Genomic DNA, 20,441 nt, shown 5'->3' with positions numbered 1-20,441 from the left:
TGGGCGTGCTCAGCGCAGCCGGGTGCTCTCGGTGTCGACCTGGACCAGGCGCGGGGTGTCGGTCGGCTCGGCGAGCAGCGCGCGCAGGTGGTCGAGGTCGGTGGCCTGGACGCCGGTGACGCCGTAGCCCTCGGCGATCGTCGTGAAGTCCATCCCGGGGATGGTGGTGCCCGGTGCGTCGGGGGTGCCGAGCAGGTCGGCGAACCACTGCAGCGCGCCGTAGGTGCCGTTGCGCATCAGCACGACGGTGACCGGCAGCCGGTGCTGCGCCGCGGTCCACAGCGCGGTGATGCCGTAGTTGGCCGAGCCGTCACCGATGACGCCGACGACCGGCCGGTCGCCGTCGGCGAGCGCGACCCCGACGGCGGCGGGCAGGCCGAAACCGAGCCCGCCGGAGGCCGGCCAGAAGTAGGAGGCGCCGCGGCGCAGGTCGATCTGCCGCCACCAGGCGCGGCTGGTCGAGGTGGACTCGACGACGTAGCGGGTGTCGGCGGGCTGCGTGTCGCGGAGCGCGGCGAAGACCTGCTCGGGGTGCAGCACGTCGTCGGACCGTGGCTGCGCCGGGGTGGCCGGGGTCGTGTACTCGCGGGGCTGCTCGGGCGGCTCGGGCAAGGCCTTGAGCAGCGCGCGGACCACCGCGCCGGGGTCGGTGACCAGGGCGCGGCCCATCGGTGCCCGGGCGGCGGCCTCGGCGTCGTCGGTGACCTGGACCAGCCGGGTGCCCGCGGGCAGCAGGTCGCCGGGCTCGTGCTGGTGGTAGCGGAACACCGGGGCGCCGAGGACGAGCACGAGGTCGTGGCCCTCGAGGGCCTGCGCGATGGGGGCGATGCCGGCGGGCAGGACGCCGCGGAAGAGCGGGTGCCGGTTGGGGAAGGGCAGCCGGAACAGGCTGGGCGCACCCCAGGTGTCGGCGCCCATCCGCTCGGCGAGTGCGGTGACCTCGTCGAACAGGCCGTCGGTGTCCAGGTCGCCGCCGAGGACCAGCGCGGGGTTGCGCGCGGCCTGCAGCTCGGCGACGAGCCGGTCGAGCTGGGCCGGGTCGGGGTGCGCGGAGCGCTCGACGTCGCGGTCGAGCACCGCGGCGGTGTTCGCGTCGGCCTCGGCGGTCCAGTCGTCGTAGGGGACGGAGAGGTAGCTGGGCCGGCGGCGCAACCGGGCCTCGAACACGGCCTGGGCCAGCGAGCGCGGGACGTCGGCGGCGGTGGCGGGCTCGGCGGCCCAGCCGACCAGCGGCCGCATCAGCTGGGCGGCGTCGACGTTGGAGAGCATCGCCTCCAGGCCGATGGCCGAGCGCACCTGCTGGCCGGCGGTGAGCACCAGCGGGGTGCGGGAGTAGACGGCGTTGGTGAGGGCGCCCATCGCGTTGCCCGAGCCGGAGGCGGCGTGCAGGTTGACCAGCGCCGGGCGGCCGGTGGCCTGGGCGTAGCCGTCGGCCATGCTGACGACGGCGCCCTCGTGCAGGCCGAGCACGTAGCGGAACTCGCCGGGCAGCTCGGCGAGGAACGGCAGCTCGTTGGAGCCGGGGTTGCCGAAGATGGTGGTGAGCCCCTGGCGGCGCAGGAACTCGTGGGCCACGGTGCGGATCAGCACTGATCCCCCTCTGCGGACGGCTGTGGTGCCGCTCACGCTAGCCGTCGGCCTCTCCGTGCTGGCTCGCCCGGCGACGAAGCCGGAACTCACGCAGGTCACGGAGTTCCCACGATCCGGTCAGAACGGTTCCACTCACTGCCGGCCCGCCCTACTCTGCGGCGTCCATGGCCGACGCGCAGACGGGGATCAACGTGAGTGAACCGCCCTTCCACCAGCCGACCGAGCAGTGGGGAGCACCGGTCGGGCCCGGCACTCCCGTTGGTGCGGGCACACCCTCGGAGCCGGCGCAGCCGTTCTACCGGCGGACGTGGTTCCTCGCGGTCTCCGGTGTTGCGGTGCTGCTGATCGGCATCGGCATCGGTGGCGCCAGCAGCAGCACGAGCACCCGCGCCGTGGCCGACGCCGCCTCGAGCAGTGCGGCGCCGCGAGCCACCACGACGGTCACGGCACCGGCGCCCGCCCCTGCCACCGTGACGGTGACGGCCACGCCACCCGCCACGGCCACCAGCTCGGCACCGCGTCCCGCCCCGGCACCCGCCCCGGCACCCGCCCCCGCTCCCACACCGGCCCCCGCGCCCGCGCCTGGACCCGGGCAGACGGTCGGCCAGCAGAACGCCCTGGGGTCGGCGGAGGACTACCTCGACTACTCGTCGTTCTCCCGCTCGGGTCTCATCGAGCAGTTGGAGTACGAGGGCTACTCGAATGCCGACGCCACCTGGGCGGTCGACAACGTGGGCGCGGACTGGAACGCGCAGGCAGCGCAGAAGGCCGCGGAGTACCTCGACTACAGCTCCTTCTCCCGCTCCGGCCTCATCGAGCAGCTGGAGTACGAGGGGTTCACGCGCGAGCAGGCCGAGTACGGGGTGAGCCAGACCGGCCTCTGACCCGGACGCGCACCGGCAGCCGGCCACGGTGGGTCCGTGGCCGGCTGCCGGGGTGGCGCGCGGTTCAGCTCAGCAAGGGTCCGATGAGGATCTCGCTGCCGTCGGGTCGCCAGGTGCGCCACTGCCCGTCGGGTTGTCGCTCGACCCGGAACCCGTGGTGCACCTTCGTGTGGTGGCGTTCGCACAGCAACGCGGAGTTGGTCAGTGACGTCTCACCGCCGTGCAGCCAGTGGATGAGGTGGTGCACGTCGCACCACCAGGTCGGTGCCCCGCAGCCGGTGAACACGCAGGACTTGTCCCGGCGCTCCACCGCCTTACGCAGACCCGGTGTCACGACCCGGTGGTCCCGACCCAGATCCAGCGGCACCCCGTCGGGCCCCATGACGATCCGGGAGATGCTGCCGTCGCAGGCCAGGTAGCGGGCCCGGGCGGCGGAGATCGTGGCCCCGAACCCCAGCTCCGCCGCACCGGCACCCGTGGCGTCATCGACGAGGTCCTCCAGGTCGACCCCGACCACCACGTGCGGCTTCACCGTCCGCAGCGTGGGCAGGTTCCCCGCCGCCAGCTGGTTGTCGCACACCTGCACGAGGGCGTCGCCCTGCTGTTGGGGCCGGGTGCGGGTGTCACCCTTGGGGCGGTCGGCCTGCACGTGGGACTCGATCACCGCCTTGAACTTCTCCCCGCCGACCGCGTCGGCGTCGAACCGGGCGGTGATGCTGCCATCGGCGTGCGTCACGATCGTCAGCCGCCGGCCCTCGGTCGGGTCCGGCTCCGGGCCATCGGGATCCAGGGCGGCGTCGAAGGCCTGCACCGCGGCCACCATCGACGCATGCGGCGACTCCGCCGCCACCCGGGCCCAGTCGACGTCGAACGCGCCCAGGTCGATGCCCTGCTCCGCGGCCCGGGCCACCTCGCGGTCGCCGACCTTGTCCGCGACCACGTTCACCTGCGCCGCGCTCACCTCACCCGCAGCGAACCCCGCAGCCAGCACCGGGAACGACTCCAGCACCCGACCGGCCCGCACGATCCGGTCGGCCTCCCCCGCCGACACCCGCACGTGCCCGATCAACCACGACCGCATGCTCCTCAGCCCGTCACGCTCCGCGGCCTGGGACACCGCCGCATGCCGCACCGTGCGGGTCAGCTCCGCGGCCACCCGGTTCTGCACCGCCACCAGGAGCGCCGTCCGGTCCAGCACCTGACCACCGGTCATCCCATGCAGGTCCTCGCCCGCCAGGCCGTCCAACGCCGCCAACACGTCCAACCCGGACAGGTCATCGGCGAGTTCGGCGACCACGTTCGGCGCGGCGGCGTCCAGCGTCGTCGACCCGACCACCGAACACCTCCCGATTCATTCGAACATGTGTACGAAGAATAGTCGACCGGCGCGGCCTAGACAACCCGAATCCGCAGGTCAGAAGCCTGTCCACAGATCTACCGGTGGTCTTGACAGGGCGCCGCCGAACGCACCTGAAGGCCCGGCACACCAGCTCAGCTCCGACGGCCGAGGTCAGGCGCGGCGCGGTCGATCCACTCGCGCAGCAGCGCGCCGAAGACCTCGGGCCGCTCGTGCACCAGCGCGTGGCCGGCGCCGTCCACGACCGCGAGCGTGGCGTTCGGGCACTGGACCAGGAGGTCGATCGCGTCGGCGTAGCCGACGGTGGAGTCGCGGCGGCCGGCCACCACGAGGGCGGGCCCGTCGTAGCCCGTGCCCAGGTCGATCGACCACCCGGCGAAGACCCGGCCCAGCGCATCCTCGTCGGCCAGCGCCATGCCGGGGACGACGGAGTCGCGGTACCGGCGGGCGGTCGCACAGGTGCGCACCACGAGGTACTCGTCGAAGCCCGCCCGCTGCTCCGGCGCCAGCTCGTCGTGCGCGTCGTCGTCGTGACGGACCACCTGGTGCTCCGGCACCTGGCCGGTCCGCGCCCCGAGCGGACACACCAGCGCGAGGCCGAGCACCAGGTCGGGACGGCGGGCGGCCAGGCCGCGCGCCAGGTAGGCGCCGTAGGAGTGGCCCAGCAGCAGCACCGGCCCGTCGGCCAGCTGCTCGAGGAAGCCGGCCAGCACCGCGACGACGTCGTCGTTGCTGGTCAGCCCGTCGGCCGTCGTGCGGCCCATGCCGGGGAGATCCGGGTAGACCCGGCGCAGCGCGACGTCCGGGACGACGGCCTCGACCGCCGCTTCGATCTCGCGGTGGTCGACGCCGGCGCCGTGCAGCGCGACCAGCGGCAGGGCGCCGCCGTGCGAGACAGCGTGCACCGAGACCGCGCCGACCCGGCCGGTCCATGACGTGGCCGATGGCGGCACTCTCGTCATGCCGCGCGACCCTATGCCTGGCTGCGGGGTGGACTCCAGATCCGGGAGCAGGGCGCGACCTCGACCCCAGCGAACACCGGGACGGCGCCCCGCGGTCACCCGGCCTGGAAGGAGCGCCGCGCGAGCCCGATGTCGTACCCGTCCAGCGTGGTGACCACCGGCGCCGTCGGGTCGGCGGCCGCGCCGAGAGTGACGAACAACGGGGTGAAGTGCTCCACCGTCGGGTGCGCGTAGGGCATGCCCGGTGCCGCGGTGCGGAACCGGGCGAGCTCGTCCACCGCACCGCGAGCCAGGGCGTCGGCGGCCCAGGCGTCGAAGTCCGCCGACCAGCCGGGCACCCGGTTCTCCGTGAAGTTCTCCCGGCTCAGGAACGGCAGGCCGTGGGTCATGTGCCCCGAGCCGACCACGAGCACGCCCTGCTCCCGCAGTGGCCGGAGGCGGGCGCCGAGCGCCAGCAGCTGGTCGGGGTCCTCGGTGGGCAGCGACAGCTGGAGCACGGGGACGTCGGCGGCCGGGTACATGATCTTCAGCGGCACCCAGGCGCCGTGGTCCAGCCCGCGCCGGGTGTGCTGGTGCACCTGGGTCGTGTCGGGCATCAGCCCCACCACCTGCCGCGCGAGCCGCCCGGCGTCGGGGGTGTCGTAGCGGAACGCGGAGTACATCGGGTCGAAGCCGCCGAAGTCGTAGACCAGCTCGTCGGGCCGGCCGGCGCTGACCGACAGCGGGGCGGACTCCCAGTGCGCGGACACCACCAGGATCGCGGTCGGCCGGGGCAGCGCGCGGGCCCAGTGGTGCAGCGGGTCGAGCCAGTCCGGGCGCTGGAACGGCATCGGTCCGCCGCCGTGGGACAGGTAGAGGCTGGGCAGCGGCCCGTCCTCCGGCGTCCACGGCCGGTGCGGTGACTCGGCTTCCCGTGCAGCGACCCGGCGGAGGTGCGCGGCGAACGGGTGCGCGGCGGGGATGCGCGCGTCGGCCACCGCGGTGGCGCTCGGGCTGGTCATGGGGACTCCTCTACCGGCGGCCGGCAACGCGGTTGGTTGTCGCGACAAGCGACAGTCTGCCGCAGGAAGCTTGTCCCTACAACCATCGACGTCGATGATGGGCCCGTGGACACCCCCTGGCTCGACCGGCGCGAGCTCCGCGCGTGGGTACGGCTGATCGGCGTGCTCGAGCTGCTGCCCGGCACGCTGGACGCGCAGCTGCGCCGGGACTCCGACGTCACGCACTTCGAGTACTACGTCCTGGTGTCGCTCTCCGAGGCGCCCGACCGGACCCTGCGGATGACCGAGCTGGCCCGGCACACCACCGCCACCCTCCCCCGGCTCTCCCACGTGGTCAGCCGGCTGGAGTCCCGCGGCCTGGTCGAGCGCTTCCCCTGCCCGGCGGACCGGCGGGCGACCAACGCCCGGCTCACCGGTGCGGGCTGGGCGAAGGTGCAGGACGCGGCCCCCGGCCACGCCGCCACCGCCCGGCACCACGTCATCGACGCCCTCACCCCGGAGCAGGTCGACCAGCTCGCCGCGATCGGCGACGCCGTCCTCGCCCGGCTCGACCCGTCCGGCTCGCTGTCCGCCGTCTACACCCGCTATGACGCCGCCGAGCCACCGGACCGCACCGGCACCTGATCACCGCCGCGGTCAGGCACTGAGCGAGAGGTACATCCAGGCGCCCCCGCCGACGGCGGCGATGAGCGCCGCGACGAGGTAGGCAGCGATCCACTGCACGCCGCGGACCCGGGCACCCCGCTCGGGCACCAGCTCGCGCAGCTCCAGCACCGGGGCGGGGTTGCGCCGGTACCAGCCGCGGACCACGACGTCGGTGTCGAGCAGGTCGGGCACGCGCAGCAGCCCGAAGAGGCTGCGCGCGAAGGGCCACGGCTGCAGGTACAGCACCGGCACGAACCCCGAGTCGTCCTGGACGACGAGGTCCGGGCTGAGCGCGTAGCCCGGGGTACCGCGACCGATCACCCGTCCGCGCAGCTCGACGGGCAGGCCGGTGACCGGGCTGGCGTCCAGCCGGGTGAGCAGCTCGGTGACGCGGGGCTGGGGCCGGCTGGGCGCGAGCGGCCGCGCGAGGGCGGTGCGGACGAACAGCGCGACGCCGCCGACGGTGGCGGCCTGGGCCATCAGCAGCAGGTCGTCCAGGCCCCAGGCGACGGCGCCGACGAGGAGCGCGATGAACGGCAGGTACCGCACCGGGAGCTCCAGCCAGAAGCGGCGCCGGGCCCGGCTGAGCTCCGGCCCCTCGCAGGACTCGGCGACCGCGTGGGCGCTCCACCGCCGGGGAGCGCCGGGCAGTCCGCTGTCCTCCAGCGAGGCGATCCGCCGCACGATCAGCGGGTGGGTGCTGAACAGCTGGCTGAACCGGGCCCACGGGTTGCAGGTGTCCCAGCGCAGCGCGCCGATCACCTCGGTCGGCTCGAGCCCGCGCTCCCGGGCGGCGAGCACGGTGGCCGCCTGCGCCTGGTCGGCGATGCCGAGCACCCCGACGGCCCGCACCCGCTGGTGCCGCCGCTCCTCCTTGGCCAGCACCTTCTGCCGTTCCTTCTGCTTGTCCACCTTGGCCTCGTGCGCGGCGGCAGCCCGTTCGGCGTCCACCTGGCCCATGCCGTAGCCGATCTTCACCAGGGCGGAGCAGAGCGCGTCCCCGTGGCCGGTGACCGAGCAGCTGTAGTGGTCGGCGCCGAGCTCCCGCGCGCGGCTCAGCGACAGGACGACGAGCTGGGAGAGCAGGTAGCCGAGGAAGCCGACCACCGCGGGGATGGCCGTGTTGGCGTTGTTGCTGCTCCGCAGCGAGAGGTAGACGTAGTAGAGGACGACGGGCACGGTGCCGGCGATCGCCATCACGACGACGTCGTTCTGCCGCACGTGCCCGACCTCGTGGGCGACGACGGCGTCCAGCTCCTGCTCGTCGAGGCGTTCGAGCAGCCCGCGCGTCACGTAGATGCGGGCGTTGCCGCGGGTGTGCCCGAAGGTGAACGCGTTCGGCGTCCCGTCGTCGACGATGCCCAGTCGCACCGGGCGGACGCCGGCCTCGGCGCACCGCCGCGCGACGAGCGCACCGACCTCGTGGTCGGTGTCGTAGCGGTCACCGGTCCAGGCGATGCGGGTGGCGGGGATGAGCCACTGGACGAGGTACGGGGCGAGCGCGTACTGCGCGGCCACGACCACCACCGCCAGCACGACCGGCACCCAGAGCGGCGCGCCGAGGAGCAGGAGCACGCCACCGCCGGCGGCGAGCAGGGCCACCAGCAGGGTGAGCGACACCGCGGAGTGGCGGAGCACGTAGCCGGTCATGGGGCCTTCCCGAGCGTCGACGACAGGGCGTGTGCCTGGTCCCCCCCGCGCCCCGCACCATGATCACGAGCCGCGCCGCGGGTAGATTGCCGCGGACCGGTGCAGCCCGCAACCGCTGCCGCGCGGTCCGGCCGGTGGCGGACCGCGCGCTCTGCCAGGGTGGCGGCGTGGCTCGCGTGCTGAAGGTCTCCGCCCCGCTCGACTTCGCCGCGATCCGGGCCGGGGCCGGGGTACCCGAGGAGTTCCCGGCCGAGGTGCTGGCCGAGGCCGACCGGGTGGCCGCCGATCCCCCGCTGCCCGAGCACGACGCCACCGACCTGCCGCTGGTGACCCTCGACCCGCCCGGCGCCCGCGACCTCGACCAGGCGGTGCACCTGGCCCGCACCGCCGGCGGCTACCGGGTGTCCTACGCGATCGCCGACGTCGGCGCCTTCGTGCCGCTGGGCGGCGCGATCGACGCCGCGGCCCGGCGACGCGGCCAGACCGTCTACTCCCCCGACGGCCGGACGCCGCTGCACCCGCCGCAGCTGTCCGAGGGCGCGGCGAGCCTGCTGCCCGGGCAGCTGCGGCCGGCCGCGCTGTGGACCATCGACCTGGACGCCGACGGCGAGGTCACCGCGGTCGACCTGCGCCGCGCCCGGGTGCGCAGCCGGGCCCAGCTGGACTACGCGTCGGTGGGCGCGGACGTGCCCGCCGAGCTGGCGCTGCTGCCGGAGATCGGCCGGCTGCTGCAGGCCCACGCCCGCGACCGCGGCGCGATCGAGCTCGGCACGCCGTCCCAGGAGGTGGAGCCCGCGCCCGGCGGCGGCTGGACCATCGCCTTCCGCGGCCAGTCCGACGTCGAGGGGTGGAACGCGCAGATCTCGCTGCTCACCGGACGCTGCGCGGCCCGGCTCATGCTCGACGGCGGGGTCGGGGTGCTGCGCACGCTGCCGCCGCCCGACCCGGGCGCGGTAGAGACGCTCCGCCGGCTCGCTCCCGAGCTGGGCGTCGACTGGCCGGACGGCGCCGGCCCCGGCGACGTGATCGCCACGCTGGACCCGGCCCGGCCCCGGCATGCGGCCTTCCTGGACGCCGCGACCTCGCTGCTGCGCGGCGCCGGCTACACCGCGTTCGACGGGACGCCGCCGGACCAGCCCGGGCACGGTGGCGTCGGCGGGCCGTACGCGCACGTGACCGCGCCGCTGCGCCGGCTGGTCGACCGGTTCGGCACCGAGGTCTGCCTGGCGCTGGCCGCCGGCGAGCAGCCTCCCGCCGAGCTGCGCGCCGCACTGCCGGAGCTCCCCGGGCTGATGGCCGCCTCTGACCGGCGCACGCGCGAGGTCGAGCGCGCCGTCATCGACCTGGTCGAGGCCACCGTGCTGGCCGGGCGGGTCGGTGAGGTGTTCGACGCCGTCGTGCTCGACGCGGACGAGAAGCGCTCGACCGTGGTGCTCAGCGACCTGGCCGTCGAGGCCCGCTGCGACGACCCGCTGACCCCGGGCCAGCGAGTCCGCGTGCGACTCGTGACGGCGGACCCGGCTACCCGCATCGTCCGATTCACCGCCGCTGGTGACCGGGCTCGCGCGCCCCGATGACTTCGCCGTCGTCCCCGAGTCAGTGCTGGGAGACGACCGACCCGGAGGAGGACCCGTGCCCACGATCCTGCCGATGCTGCTCACCGCCGACCCCGAACGGCTGCGGGACTTCTACGTCGGAGCCCTGGGCGCCGCGGAGGTCGAGCGGACGTCGCCGGAGGAGGCCGGTGAACCGCCGTCCTTCCTGAGCGTCCGCTTCGACGACTCGGCGCTCGGGTTCATCCGCGAGTCGGACCCGCCGGCGGGCAACCGGACCCTGCTCAGCATCGACGTCGCCGACGTCGACGCGCTGCTGGACGCCGTGCGCGCGCACGGCGGCGCGGTCACCGGCGGGCCGACCGACATGGCCCGGGGCGTGCGCGTGGCCCACGTGACCGACCCGGACGGCAACCCGGTCAACCTGCAGTGCCCCGTTCGGCACTGAGATCCGTGGCACCGCGCGCTCCGACGAGGTCCCGACCCGAAGCCGAGCAAGCGGCACGCGCAGGGGAAGTCGCTGGCCGCGGGGAGGGCGACCAGGCACGCTGGCCAGGCGATCACCCCCGTCGACGAGAGAGCACGAGCCGCGCGCATGAACGACGTCCCGCTGTCCGACGCCGACTACGTCGAGGCGCACCCGCACTCCTCCCGGCAGGCGCGGGCCATCGCCGAGGCCGGCACGATCCTGCGGGTGCAGGTCGGCTCGGGGGTGCACGGCACTGCGGTCGACGGCTCGGACGACCGCGACGAGATGGGCGTGTGCCTGGAGCCTCCGGCGTTCGTCACCGGCATCGCCCGGGTGCCCAACCCGGTGGCGACCAGCGGGTCGACCGTCCCGTTCGAGCAGTGGGAGTACCACACCGCCTGGCAGCGGGCCGGTGGCCTGGCCAACCGCAGCGGCGCGGGTGACCTGGACGTGATCGTCTACTCGGCGCGCAAGTACGCACAGCTGGCCGCGAGCGGCAACCCCACCGTGCTGCTGCCGCTGTTCGTCCCCGACGCGGAGATCGTGACGATCACCGAGGCGGGGCGGGAGCTGCGCGACGGGGCGGCCGCGTTCGCCTCGATGCACGCCGCCCAGCGTTTCTCCGGCTACATGACGAAGCAGCGGTACGGCATCTCCGGGGAGCGCGGGCGTACCAACCGCCCCGAGCTGGTCGCGGAGTTCGGCTACGACTGCAAGTACGCGATGCACGCGCTCCGGCTGGGCGTGCAGGGCATCGAGTACCTGAGCACCGGCCGGATCACCCTGCCCGTCCCCGAGCCGCACCTGACCGCGCTGCGGGAGGTGCGGCTCGGGCAGTGGTCGCTGGCCGACGTCCTCGCCTGGTACGACGACCTCGACGCGCAGCTGGCCGCGCTCGCCGCCACCGAGCCGCTGCCGAGGGAGCCGGACCGGGCCTGGATCGACGCGTGGCTGCACCGCTCGTACACCCGCTTCTGGGCCGCACGAGCGTGACGGACGACGCGGTACGGCAGCACCTGCCCGGTTTGATCGACCTCAGCGAGACGACCCGCGCGCTGCTCGCCGCCGTGCGGGGGGCCGGTGGTCGGCCGTACCTGGTCGGCGGCTGCGTCCGGGACGCGCTGCTGCACCCGGGCCGACGGCCCAAGGACGTCGACGTCGAGGTCTTCGGGCTGGCCCTCGACCCGCTCGTGGCGGCGCTGCGCACGGTCGGGCCGGTCGACGAGGTGGGCCGGGCGTTCGCGGTTCTCAAGCTGCGGCGCGGCGAGGAGGACTTCGACGTCTCCCTGCCGCGCACGGAGGTCAAGACCGGACCGGGTCACACCGGCTTCGTCGTCGTCCCGGATCCGGCCACGCCACCCCGGACGGCGGCCGGTCGGCGCGACTTCACCCTCAACGCGCTGATGTACGACCCGGCGACCGAGGAGGTGCTCGACTTCTTCGGCGGCCTGGCCGACCTGCGGGACGGCGTGCTGCGGCACACCACCGCCGCGTTCGCCGAGGACCCGCTGCGGGTGCTGCGCGGTGCGCAGTTCGCCGCCCGCTTCGGCTTCCGCCTCGCTGCCGAGACGGCCGCGCTGTGCCGGCAACTGGCGCCCACGTTCGGCGAGCTGGCGACCGAACGGGTGTGGGGTGAGTGGCGCAAGATCGGCGAGAAGGGCCGGCACGTCAGCGCCGCGCTCACCGCGCTGGACGACGCCGGGTGGCTCGGTCACTTCCCGCAGCTGGCCCGGCTGGCCGGCATCCCCCAGGACCCGCACTGGCACCCGGAGGGCGACGTCCTCACCCACAGCGGGCTGGCCGCCGATGCCGCCGCCCGGCTCGCCGACGCCGCCGGGCTGACCGGGGACGACCGCAGCGTCGTCGTCCTCGGCGCGCTCGTCCACGATCTCGGCAAGGCGACGCACACCCAGGTGCGGGCGGACGGGCGGATCACCTCCTACGGTCACGCCGCGGCCGGCGTCGCGCCCGCGGGAGAGCTGCTCACCGCGATCGGTGCGCCGCCGGGGCTCATCGCGCGGATCACGCCGATCGTCCGGGAGCACATGGTGGCCATCGGGTCGGTGGGGACGCCGCGCGCGTCGGTCGTCCGCCGGCTGGCCCGCCGGTTGGCACCGGCGACCGTCGCCGAGTGGTCGCTGGTCTGCGGCGGCGACCACGGTGGCCGCGGCACGGGGTCCGGGCCGAACCCGACGCTCGCCTGGCTCGCCGTCGCCGAGAACGTGGGCGTGACCCAGCGGCCTGGGAAGCTGCTGCTGCGCGGCACGGACCTGATGGCCCTCGGGCACGCGCCCGGCCGCCACTACGCGCCGGTCATGGCCGCGGCTCTCGACGCGCAGGACGACGGCGCGTTCACCGACCACGCCGGCGCCGTCGAGTGGCTGGCCGCTGCGGCCGCCGACGGCCGGCTGGACGCGTGGCTGCAGGAAGGCCTCGCAGGTCGGCACCGCACCCGGGCCTGACGGCGGACTCCCGGTGCCCGGTACGGATCACCGGCGAGACACCGCTCCCCTGTCGAGGCACACCGCCGCGCCGACCGGGCACAGCACATCGTTGACCGCGATCGCCGTTGTCGCCCCGTCGAGCACGCCGGAGCCGCCATGGCCACGCGGCCTTGATGGGCACCCAGATCGAGCAGAAGACCACCAGCAGGAGCAAAACCGCGAGGCCGACGACGAGCGCGTACGTCGCCAGGGCCGACTGGGTCTTCTGCGCCATGTCGATGTCCAGCGCCGTCGTCCCGGTGATCTCGTAGCTCACGCCCTGGTCGCGTTCCACGGCCGGGCGGGCGTCGCGCAGCGTGTTCACCAGCGCCTCGGTGCGCTCGTCGGTCGGGCCGGTGGTGGGGACGGCGGTGAGGATCGCGGTGTCGCCCTGCGCGTTGAAGGTCGGGGTCGACACCGAGGCAACGCCGTCGGTCGCTGCGATCTCGTCCGCGACGGACGCGACCGCGGTCTCCGGGTCTGCGGCGGCCCGCGCGTCGACGACCACGGTGAGTGGGCCGTTGGAGCCGGGGCCGAACGCCTCGGCGCGCGGGTCGTAGGCGCGGCGCTCGGTGTCCGTGGTGGGCAGCGAGGCGTCGCCGGGGGTGCCCAGCTGCAGCGACAGCGCCGGGACGGCGACGGCGACGAGCACCGCGACCCCAGCGATCGTGACCAGCAGCGGGCGGCGCCGCACCAGCCGCATCCAGCCCCGGGCCACCGGGACGCGGGGGCTCGTGCGGGTCCCGCGCCGCTGCGACCGCGACCGGACCCGGTTGGGGAACATGCCCAGCAGCGCCGGGACCAGGGTGAGGGCGACCAGCACGGCCACGACGACGGCACCGGCGGCGGCCAGCCCCATCTTCATCAGCGACGGGATGCCGACCACGGCCAAGCCGGCGAGCGCGATCACCACCGTCGTCCCGGCGAAGACGACCGCGGACCCGGCGGTGCCGACGGCGCGACCGGCGGCCGTCTCGGCGTCGTGCGTGAGCCGTTCCTCCTGGTACCGCGAGACGACGAACATGGCGTAGTCGATGCCGACGGCGAGCCCGAGCATCAGCGCGAGCATCCCGCTGGTGATGGCCATGCCCAGCGGGCCGGCCACGGCCCAGACGCCGAGGAACGAGATGGCCACCCCGATGATCGCGGTGAGCAGCGGCAGGCCGGCTGCCACCAGCGACCCGAAGGTCAGCAGCAGGACGAGCGCGGCGACCGCGACCCCGATGAGCTCGGTGGCGCTCATCTTGGTGGGGCTCTTGAGGGCGGAGCCGCGCATCTCCGCAGTCAGCCCGCCGTCCCGCGCCTGCTCGACGGCCTCTTCCAGCAGGGCGCGCGACTCGTCGGTCACCTCCGCCGAGGGCACCTCGTAGCTCACCGACGCGAAGCCGTTCGAGCCGTCGGCGTTGATGCTGGTGCCCGCGGAAGGCGGCACCACCCGGGACACCTGCGGGCTCTCGGCGGCGGTGGCCAGCACCGCCTCGATGGCCGCCTGGTTCGCCGGCGTCTCGAGCTGCCCGCCGTCCGGGGCGACGAAGACGAGGGTCGCCGATGCGCTGTCCGAGGGCGTGTCGGGGAAGCGCTCGGCGAGGAGGTCGAAGGCGTCCTGCGACTCGATGCCCGGGATGGTCGCCCGAGTGTTCACCGGGCCCTCGGAGGTGACGGCGGCCGTCACCGCCCCGGCCAGGACCAGCAGCCAGATCACAGCGACCGACCACCGCCTTCGGAAGGAGAAGCGGCCGAGACGATCGAGCAGACCTGCCATGTCGGTACACCCCAGCGGTCGTGGTGGTTGTCCCGAAGAGCGTTTCGTCCAGGCAGGGGTCCCGTCGTCGTGCAGGCGCAGGCTCTGACTACGGCGTTCTCAGTAGGCGACCCGCCGTAGCGTGACCGGTCTGATCAACGGTCGAGCACCGGCTCGCTCTGCGGGCCGTCGAGCCAACGGGTGTCCGCGGTGCCGGCGGGGAGGTGCGCGAGGTAGATGTCGACCTTGTGGGATGACGTCGAGCCCGTCCTGTACACGCGCGCATGACCATCAGAGCGGACGGGCGTTTGTTGCTCACACGATCACCTGTGGACCACTCCGCCGCACCCGCACCCCGCAACTTCCAGAGGTTCATCTGCGAAGGTAGATTGAAGAGGTGCTGGTGCAGGAGGGGAGCCTACGCGAGGCCACTCTTCGTCGACTTCGCCGCAGGTGGCCCACCCAATCGGGCGCCCTGGTCATTGAAGAACTAGGAACCCACTTTGGCGCTTCCCGAATCGATATCGCCGTCGTTGACCTCGGGCTTCACGGGTATGAGCTAAAGTCCGACCTAGACAATCTAAGTCGCCTCCCCAAGCAGATAGACGCCTTCAACGAAGTATTTGACTATACGAGCATTGTGTTAACTCAGCGACATCTCGCCGAAGCATTCCTACTCGTCCCCGACTCATGGGGCATTCTGATTGCCGAACCCACTCCTCGCTCGGTGGCTTTGCGCTCATGGCGGAGACCCGCCCTCAACCGAGAGGTCGAGCCGCTGCATGTCGCTGGACTGCTTTGGCGGGACGAACTGGCCGAACAACTAGCTTCGATGGGTGCGAGCGAGCGCCTAAGCTCTGCCACTCGTCTTGAGTTAATGCATCGCCTCATCCAAGAGGCCCAAGGTGCGGAACTACGAGAGATCGTTAGCTCTCGACTCAGGGGACGCCGTGGGTGGCGAGGCGGTCCAACACCACTGCCAGATGGTGAGATATCGCCGAACGCAAATACGTCGTCGCGTTTCCTGGACCGTCGACGCCGCTAGCCACAGCTTCCAAGTACGCATCGCCCGAACTGTACCCACTGCCGCGGAAATAGGGCTCACGCACAAGGTCTCCCGCCAGCGCTACGTACTGGGGGCTTGGATTAGTGCGACTCTCGGCCCTATGAACGGCCCACGTGTCGTCAGTCGTATACCGAATGCTCGGGATGGGCGACCAAGCAATGTCAGCGTAAGTAGGCACGCCCACTGCATAATCACCGTAGGTGAGCTCTCGGCCAGGCCCCCGCGCCACCAGCGCGCGATATGCCTGAGCATCATTCCGGGCTACCTGCACGACGCTGTTCTTTTGCACGACATCGCCAACCGACTCAGGGAATGCCGAGAAAGCGACGGTACAACTGCGCCAACCAGTGAGATTAGGCACCGACCGAAGGGCCGACTCCGCAGTCGCAATACGCGACGCTGTACTGTCGCGCACGAGTCCCACATCCAAGACCAAGTCCACCTCTGATTCGGTCACAGACAAGGCGGACATGACACCCGAGACTTCCGCGGCTAGGCCAGCAGCGGATGTTGTGAGCACGTCCTCCGCCTCAAGCCGTAGGACGACTCCCCGACTGTCCGTAGCCGCGACGGTAGCCATTGTTGATAGCACGCCAGCATCATCGTCGATAGTGACCACCGGAACGGCGGACACATTGCCGCTCCGAAGAAGGCTGAATGCGTTCGAGATTTTACCGACCCATGTCGTCGGATCGAAACCATCCAGATTTAGAGGATGGACCCAGATATCCTGACCCGACAGTTGCCATGCCCGCACGATGGACCGCGCATTCGCCTCGGGGTCTCGAACTTCGAACAGTGGAACCAGATTGGGCGAGACAGTTGCCGCCACCGCATGCAGCTCGGCCTGCTTGCACTTGAGGATGGCAACGTAGGACGTGGAGTCGACTGCACCCGTGGCGACCATGCGCGGAACTCTAGTTTCGGAACAGCAGCGAGCGCCACCCGTAGGTCACGTCACTTAGTTCGCGTCCTACGCCGCGACCTCACCCCTAGGGCCGGATCCCTCACAGCCAGAGGTAACAGGCTCGCGGTGGATCACGCGGCGGGGACTGCCCCACCGCACCACGATGGCGCCTCACGAGCGGGAGGTTGCCAGTCGCGGGTTCAGAATAACTCCCACAGGGAGGACGCAATAACTACCAGGCCAGACGAAGCTGCCGACTGGGCGGGCTACCGCTCATCGTGCGACCGCCAGAGGTACGCCGAGTTGAGGCCAGCCAGCGTTCGCCAGCCGATGGCAGCGCCGATGTCAGTGAAGGCGTCGTCCATCCGAGCGATGACCGTCTGAGCCATGTCGGCATTCAAGTGCAACGCTTCGCTGCCAGCGTCGATTCCACTGGCACGCAGTCGCTCGCGAGCCCGCGCGTCGTCATGGACGAGGTAGTTGCGCCAGGTACTCAGCCAGCGCAACGTTCTGACCGTCTCGGCGTCGAGGTCGCGGGTGCCCGGGCCGCCGATGGCTCGGGGTGCCGCCTCCCAGCGAGCCACCCAGCCGCCCGCGCCTCGCGGCTCAACTTCCGCGAGGTGGTAAGCCCGATGAATCCAACCCTCGGCAGCGGCCTGCGCCAGCACGACGGTCTCGACCGCAGCGTCGAGTTCGCGCAGGCGCCGCTCGAAACGCCCCGTCTCGGCGGCTTCCGTCGCACGTTTCCGCGCCTGATAGGCCGTCGCGCAGGCCCGGCGGTAGAGCATCGCTGCCGGGAATAGCTCGGCCGCCACCAACCCGGCCCCCCGTTTCAGCCACGGCATCCCTACTTGTTCCTGCACACGCTACTCGAGTGCATTGACCATGAAGGCTGCTAACGGTGATGCGGCTGATCGATGACAGTCCACCGCGGGCGGTCTTGTTGAGGCTGACGCGGAGCCAACCGGGCAAGGCGGCTACTCGTTCGACTGAGCCATCGAAGGGGGTACGCAGTCGCCTCAGATTTCCAGTTGACTCTAGTCAGCTATGGACGCGATTGGAGCCTCATCGCCCGTACTGCGGAGACGATTCCCGCCTCGTCGGCAGGAGTCTCGTTCCAGTCCGTCCAAAAACGTTTCGTCGCACTGTTCGGCTTCGTTGCAGGGGTGTCGAATTTGATTCTTGTTGGCAAGACCATCGCGTCACCAAGAATGAGCGCCTCGCCCACGTCCAGTAGCGGAAGAGCGGCAGCGAGCCCACCCATGTTGTCAGGCAGCAACTGTTGGACGACCCGCTGATCCTGATCATTGGTCAGTCGCAGCACGACAAAGTTGTTGCACTGCGACAGGACAGTCCGACTGACATCAGACGGTCGCTGACTTACGACGAGGAGGGACACTCCGTACTTTCGACCTTCCTTGGCGATGCGTTCGAAAGCGTCCAAGGCCCGCTGCTCCCCCGCCCCATGATCGCGCGCCGGCAAATAAAGGTGCGCCTCATCACAGACGAACGTTACCGGGGTCCGAGCGGACTCCGGAGCCCAGAAGTGAATGTCGTAAAGGATTCGAGCCAAGACGCCAACAACGACCGGAAGAACGTCGCTTGGCACCTCGCTGAAGTCGACGACCTTAATGCCAGGGCTAGTGCCTAGCAGAACCTTGGCTAGGTCGTCTAGCCAATCAAGAGCCATCGCCGAAGCAGGTGGGGCGAACATGAATCCATACCGTCGGTCCTCGATTCGGGACTCAAGCCGCGATATGAATCTTGTGAGCCGGCCATTGAACGGACCTTTGACTAGAGTCGACTTCCCGGGAACCATCCCCTCATCGTCTGCAACGAGTCCTGCCACTAGTCCGCCCAGGTCAAAAGGGACCGGACTGTCGACCGTGAAGCTAGCCAGGAGCTCCGGATCCCCGACCACTGACAAAGATTCAGCCTTGAGCCGACGCACGTGATGGGACAGCCGAGCCGCCTGGTTGGGTGCGTTCTCCTCTGTTCGATCCAACAGAAGAGCCTGCATTTCCTCTTGGTTCAGGAGCCACCATGGCAGGAAGAGCAAGCGATCATCATCGGACGCTGCGTCCCCAGGACCAGCAACTTTCAGGTACTTAGCCACAGGATCAGGACCGTCCGTGAGCGGCTCATACTCACCATGCATATCGAACACAACCAAGTTTGGATGGGCCAGTCGCTTCGCCCTCTCAAGTACCACTGCGACGGACCAACTCTTACCCGAACCAGTGCTACCCAAAAGTGCGGCATGCCGTTGAAACAGTCGATCTCCATCAGCAATTGCCGTTGCGGAGCCATCTGCTACGAACGTCCCAAGCCTCAACTGGCGCTCTGGCTCAACTTGACTGGTCAACAAGTTCATTAAGGCCTGCAGATCCGGCCCCTCGATTACCCAGCAGCCCGAGTCGACCACGGGGTAACTATCCGCGCCGCGCTTGAAGCTGTCCCCTGAGAGGCCGGAGACCTGTCGATAGGTGCCCAGAAGCACCACGCGGACGAGATCGCGCTGGCGAGTGGTCGACGGCGAGGCTTCATTTCCATCAGACGTTTCGTCGAACAGAAGGTCGTCCTGCAAGTCGCGAGTCACACGGTCGAGTAGGCCGACCAAGTACTCGGAGGCTACCGCTCCCTGAATCGCGACTAGGCTTCCGACACTCACGCGCGTAACCCGGTCGTGATCGCTGGCTTCAACCCAAACGCTTGCCGTATCAACGCGAAAGACTCGACCTAGAGCATCGGCCTTATCAAAAGTCAATGCAGGGGTCATGCCGCTAACACCTCTCTGAGAAATGTGTCGAGCTGCCAAAGATTGAGATCACTGATCCTCTGACTACCAATGCTTGTAGTCAGTTCAGTGCCACTCCCACCCGCACCCGCCGATAGAGCAATGGACTGGCCACTGCTCGCCTCCAAGTACTGGTGGGCCGCTAGCGTCAAGTCTCTTGTCAAGATGACGGACGGCACCCTCGAGTACCGCGCCTTAAGGTGCACCTGCAAATGATCGTCATTGAAACCGAAACCCAGTATCAGCAGGCCGGACGCTCGATCGATGGCCTGATTAGCTCGGTTTCGCTGCAGATCGAACGGAGTCTCGTACCCCAAACGCAGTTTGCCATCACCGGGCGACACGATAAGCGGCGCTTGGTCTCCGACAGACACTTGGCTTTGCATGACTGGACCACCAGCATCGCCGGTCTGGTACCAATCAAGACTGCCATGGGGCTTCGACAAGCAGACGTGCGGAACTATCGACGTCTCCCACCGTTGTCGAGCGCCAGCGATCCGCTTGAATCTGCGACACTCGTTCGCCGATTCACTCTCATCAAGGAAGCCAAACGGGCTCCCAGCGAACATCGTGTTGACTCGGACAGCCCCTCGAGCTGCCGAGTACTCGATAAGGCGATCGTAATTTGTGGTTATCACATTCGCAACGTCGGTTACCCGGAGAAGGTGTCGCAATAGGCGGGTCAGTGGCGGATCATAGGACGCCTGCATAATCTCTTGGAGCGCCACCGCCTCAGATTCGAGTATCCGAATCGCCACCTGGCGCGTCAAGACTCTGTGCAACTCGTCGGTCAGCGCAATCGTAGTCAGCGCCTCTTCGAGCCCCTGCCCCTGCTCGAGGCGTTTCGCTATAGCAGCCCACTGACTCGCGCCTTCCTCGGTCAAGTGCGAGCCGACTGAGGACAACAGGTGTTGCGCGAGGTCCCACATGCCTGGAAGCCCAGAAGCGGCTGAAAGTCCAGAGCCGATCAGCGTTACCAGGCCCGGGCGAAACAGATCTTGCGCATGCCTGTACGCGGTATCAAGATCCAACGTTCCCCCGTGTCGCACTGCTCATTTGGAGCCCTTGCGCACAGTACCGACCCAATTACAGCTGCGCAAACATGCAGAAGTACTCTTGGTGCCATAAATAAGCATGGCCGCCATCCGGAAACGGATGACGGCCAAGGCTTTGGGTGGAGCTGAGGGGACTCGAACCCCTGACCCCCACACTGCCAGTGTGGTGCGCTACCAGCTGCGCCACAGCCCCTTGCCGACCCGGTCTGGTGCGTCCGAGCCGTGGAGAACACTACATCAGGGTGAACGGTGCCCGGCGGAGGGGTCCCCGCCGGGCACCG

General features: G+C 70.5%; 17 protein-coding genes and 1 tRNA gene. 7 read left to right on the top strand and 11 right to left on the bottom strand.

The features are described from left to right. Window positions 1–9 precede the first annotated feature (9 nt). Window positions 10–1,590, bottom strand: coding sequence for a benzoylformate decarboxylase (mdlC, locus tag JD78_RS01760; RefSeq protein ID WP_208103949.1), 1,581 nt, complete (start codon window positions 1,588–1,590; stop codon window positions 10–12). Between the two features lie 164 nt (window positions 1,591–1,754). Between mdlC and JD78_RS01755 the strand changes: the two genes are divergently transcribed. Then, complete coding sequence (locus JD78_RS01755; protein WP_153360845.1) at window positions 1,755–2,474, top strand: Ltp family lipoprotein; 720 nt, start codon at window positions 1,755–1,757, stop codon at window positions 2,472–2,474. Window positions 2,475–2,538: 64 nt separating this feature from the next. On the opposite strand, the gene JD78_RS01750 is transcribed toward JD78_RS01755, so the two are convergent. From JD78_RS01750 to JD78_RS01740, 3 genes are all read right to left on the bottom strand, one after another. Continuing rightward, on the bottom strand, window positions 2,539–3,810 hold the full coding sequence (locus tag JD78_RS01750) for an HNH endonuclease signature motif containing protein (protein ID WP_323368850.1): 1,272 nt from the start codon (window positions 3,808–3,810) through the stop codon (window positions 2,539–2,541). Between the two features lie 155 nt (window positions 3,811–3,965). After that, on the bottom strand, window positions 3,966–4,793 hold the full coding sequence (locus tag JD78_RS01745; protein ID WP_166520913.1) for an alpha/beta fold hydrolase: 828 nt from the start codon (window positions 4,791–4,793) through the stop codon (window positions 3,966–3,968). 95 nt (window positions 4,794–4,888) lie between these two features. Next, entirely contained in the window at window positions 4,889–5,794 is a 906-nt protein-coding gene (locus tag JD78_RS01740) for a dioxygenase family protein (protein ID WP_166520912.1), read from the bottom strand. Between the two features lie 105 nt (window positions 5,795–5,899). Between JD78_RS01740 and JD78_RS01735 the strand changes: the two genes are divergently transcribed. Then, window positions 5,900–6,418: a MarR family winged helix-turn-helix transcriptional regulator gene (locus JD78_RS01735; protein ID WP_166520911.1), complete on the top strand. Its 519-nt coding sequence runs from the start codon at window positions 5,900–5,902 to the stop codon at window positions 6,416–6,418. 12 nt (window positions 6,419–6,430) lie between these two features. Here the strand turns inward: JD78_RS01735 and JD78_RS01730 are convergent, their stop codons facing one another. Beyond that, a complete protein-coding gene (locus tag JD78_RS01730; RefSeq protein ID WP_166520910.1) occupies window positions 6,431–8,089 on the bottom strand; it encodes a M48 family metalloprotease in 1,659 nt (552 codons plus the stop codon). Between the two features lie 167 nt (window positions 8,090–8,256). Here JD78_RS01730 and JD78_RS01725 point away from each other — a divergent pair, with 167 nt between their 5' ends. From JD78_RS01725 to JD78_RS01710, 4 genes are all read left to right on the top strand, one after another. Continuing rightward, window positions 8,257–9,666: an RNB domain-containing ribonuclease gene (locus JD78_RS01725; RefSeq protein WP_208103948.1), complete on the top strand. Its 1,410-nt coding sequence runs from the start codon at window positions 8,257–8,259 to the stop codon at window positions 9,664–9,666. Window positions 9,667–9,721: 55 nt separating this feature from the next. After that, the gene (locus JD78_RS01720; RefSeq protein WP_153362642.1) at window positions 9,722–10,090 is read left to right on the top strand and encodes a VOC family protein; all 369 of its coding nucleotides are present in this window, start codon (window positions 9,722–9,724) and stop codon (window positions 10,088–10,090) included. A gap of 147 nt (window positions 10,091–10,237) precedes the next feature. Further along, complete coding sequence (locus tag JD78_RS01715; protein ID WP_153362566.1) at window positions 10,238–11,104, top strand: DNA polymerase beta superfamily protein; 867 nt, start codon at window positions 10,238–10,240, stop codon at window positions 11,102–11,104. After that, window positions 11,101–12,573 carry a CCA tRNA nucleotidyltransferase gene (locus JD78_RS01710; protein WP_208103947.1) on the top strand — a complete coding sequence of 491 codons (1,473 nt, stop codon included), beginning with the start codon at window positions 11,101–11,103 and terminating at the stop codon, window positions 12,571–12,573. Before JD78_RS01715 ends, JD78_RS01710 begins: the two co-directional genes overlap by 4 nt. Here JD78_RS01710 and JD78_RS01705 read toward each other — a convergent pair. After that, window positions 12,464–14,296 carry an MMPL family transporter gene (locus JD78_RS01705; RefSeq protein WP_166520908.1) on the bottom strand — a complete coding sequence of 611 codons (1,833 nt, stop codon included), beginning with the start codon at window positions 14,294–14,296 and terminating at the stop codon, window positions 12,464–12,466. The genes JD78_RS01710 and JD78_RS01705 overlap by 110 nt on opposite strands. Window positions 14,297–14,732: 436 nt before the next feature. Here JD78_RS01705 and JD78_RS22815 point away from each other — a divergent pair, with 436 nt between their 5' ends. Further along, entirely contained in the window at window positions 14,733–15,380 is a 648-nt protein-coding gene (locus JD78_RS22815; RefSeq protein ID WP_166520907.1) for a sce7726 family protein, read from the top strand. Here JD78_RS22815 and JD78_RS01695 read toward each other — a convergent pair. From JD78_RS01695 to JD78_RS01675, 5 genes are all read right to left on the bottom strand, one after another. Next, window positions 15,274–16,308, bottom strand: a complete 1,035-nt coding sequence (locus tag JD78_RS01695) for a beta family protein (RefSeq protein ID WP_153362416.1) — start codon at window positions 16,306–16,308, stop codon at window positions 15,274–15,276. The genes JD78_RS22815 and JD78_RS01695 overlap by 107 nt on opposite strands. Before the next feature lie 266 nt (window positions 16,309–16,574). Beyond that, the gene (locus JD78_RS01690) at window positions 16,575–17,153 is read right to left on the bottom strand and encodes a hypothetical protein (protein ID WP_153362417.1); all 579 of its coding nucleotides are present in this window, start codon (window positions 17,151–17,153) and stop codon (window positions 16,575–16,577) included. Between the two features lie 200 nt (window positions 17,154–17,353). Beyond that, complete coding sequence (locus JD78_RS01685; protein ID WP_153362418.1) at window positions 17,354–19,087, bottom strand: ATP-binding protein; 1,734 nt, start codon at window positions 19,085–19,087, stop codon at window positions 17,354–17,356. Next, window positions 19,084–19,815 (bottom strand): SIR2 family protein, encoded by a 732-nt coding sequence (locus tag JD78_RS22810; RefSeq protein ID WP_424991701.1) that lies wholly within the window; start codon window positions 19,813–19,815, stop codon window positions 19,084–19,086. Before JD78_RS22810 ends, JD78_RS01685 begins: the two co-directional genes overlap by 4 nt. A 465-nt stretch (window positions 19,816–20,280) precedes the next feature. Beyond that, window positions 20,281–20,353, bottom strand: a tRNA-Ala gene (locus JD78_RS01675). Window positions 20,354–20,441: the final 88 nt, after the last annotated feature.

This window comes from Modestobacter roseus (assembly GCF_007994135.1).
In the GTDB taxonomy this organism is placed as follows: domain Bacteria; phylum Actinomycetota; class Actinomycetes; order Mycobacteriales; family Geodermatophilaceae; genus Modestobacter; species Modestobacter roseus.
This window is presented reverse-complemented; position numbering and strand designations above follow the sequence as displayed.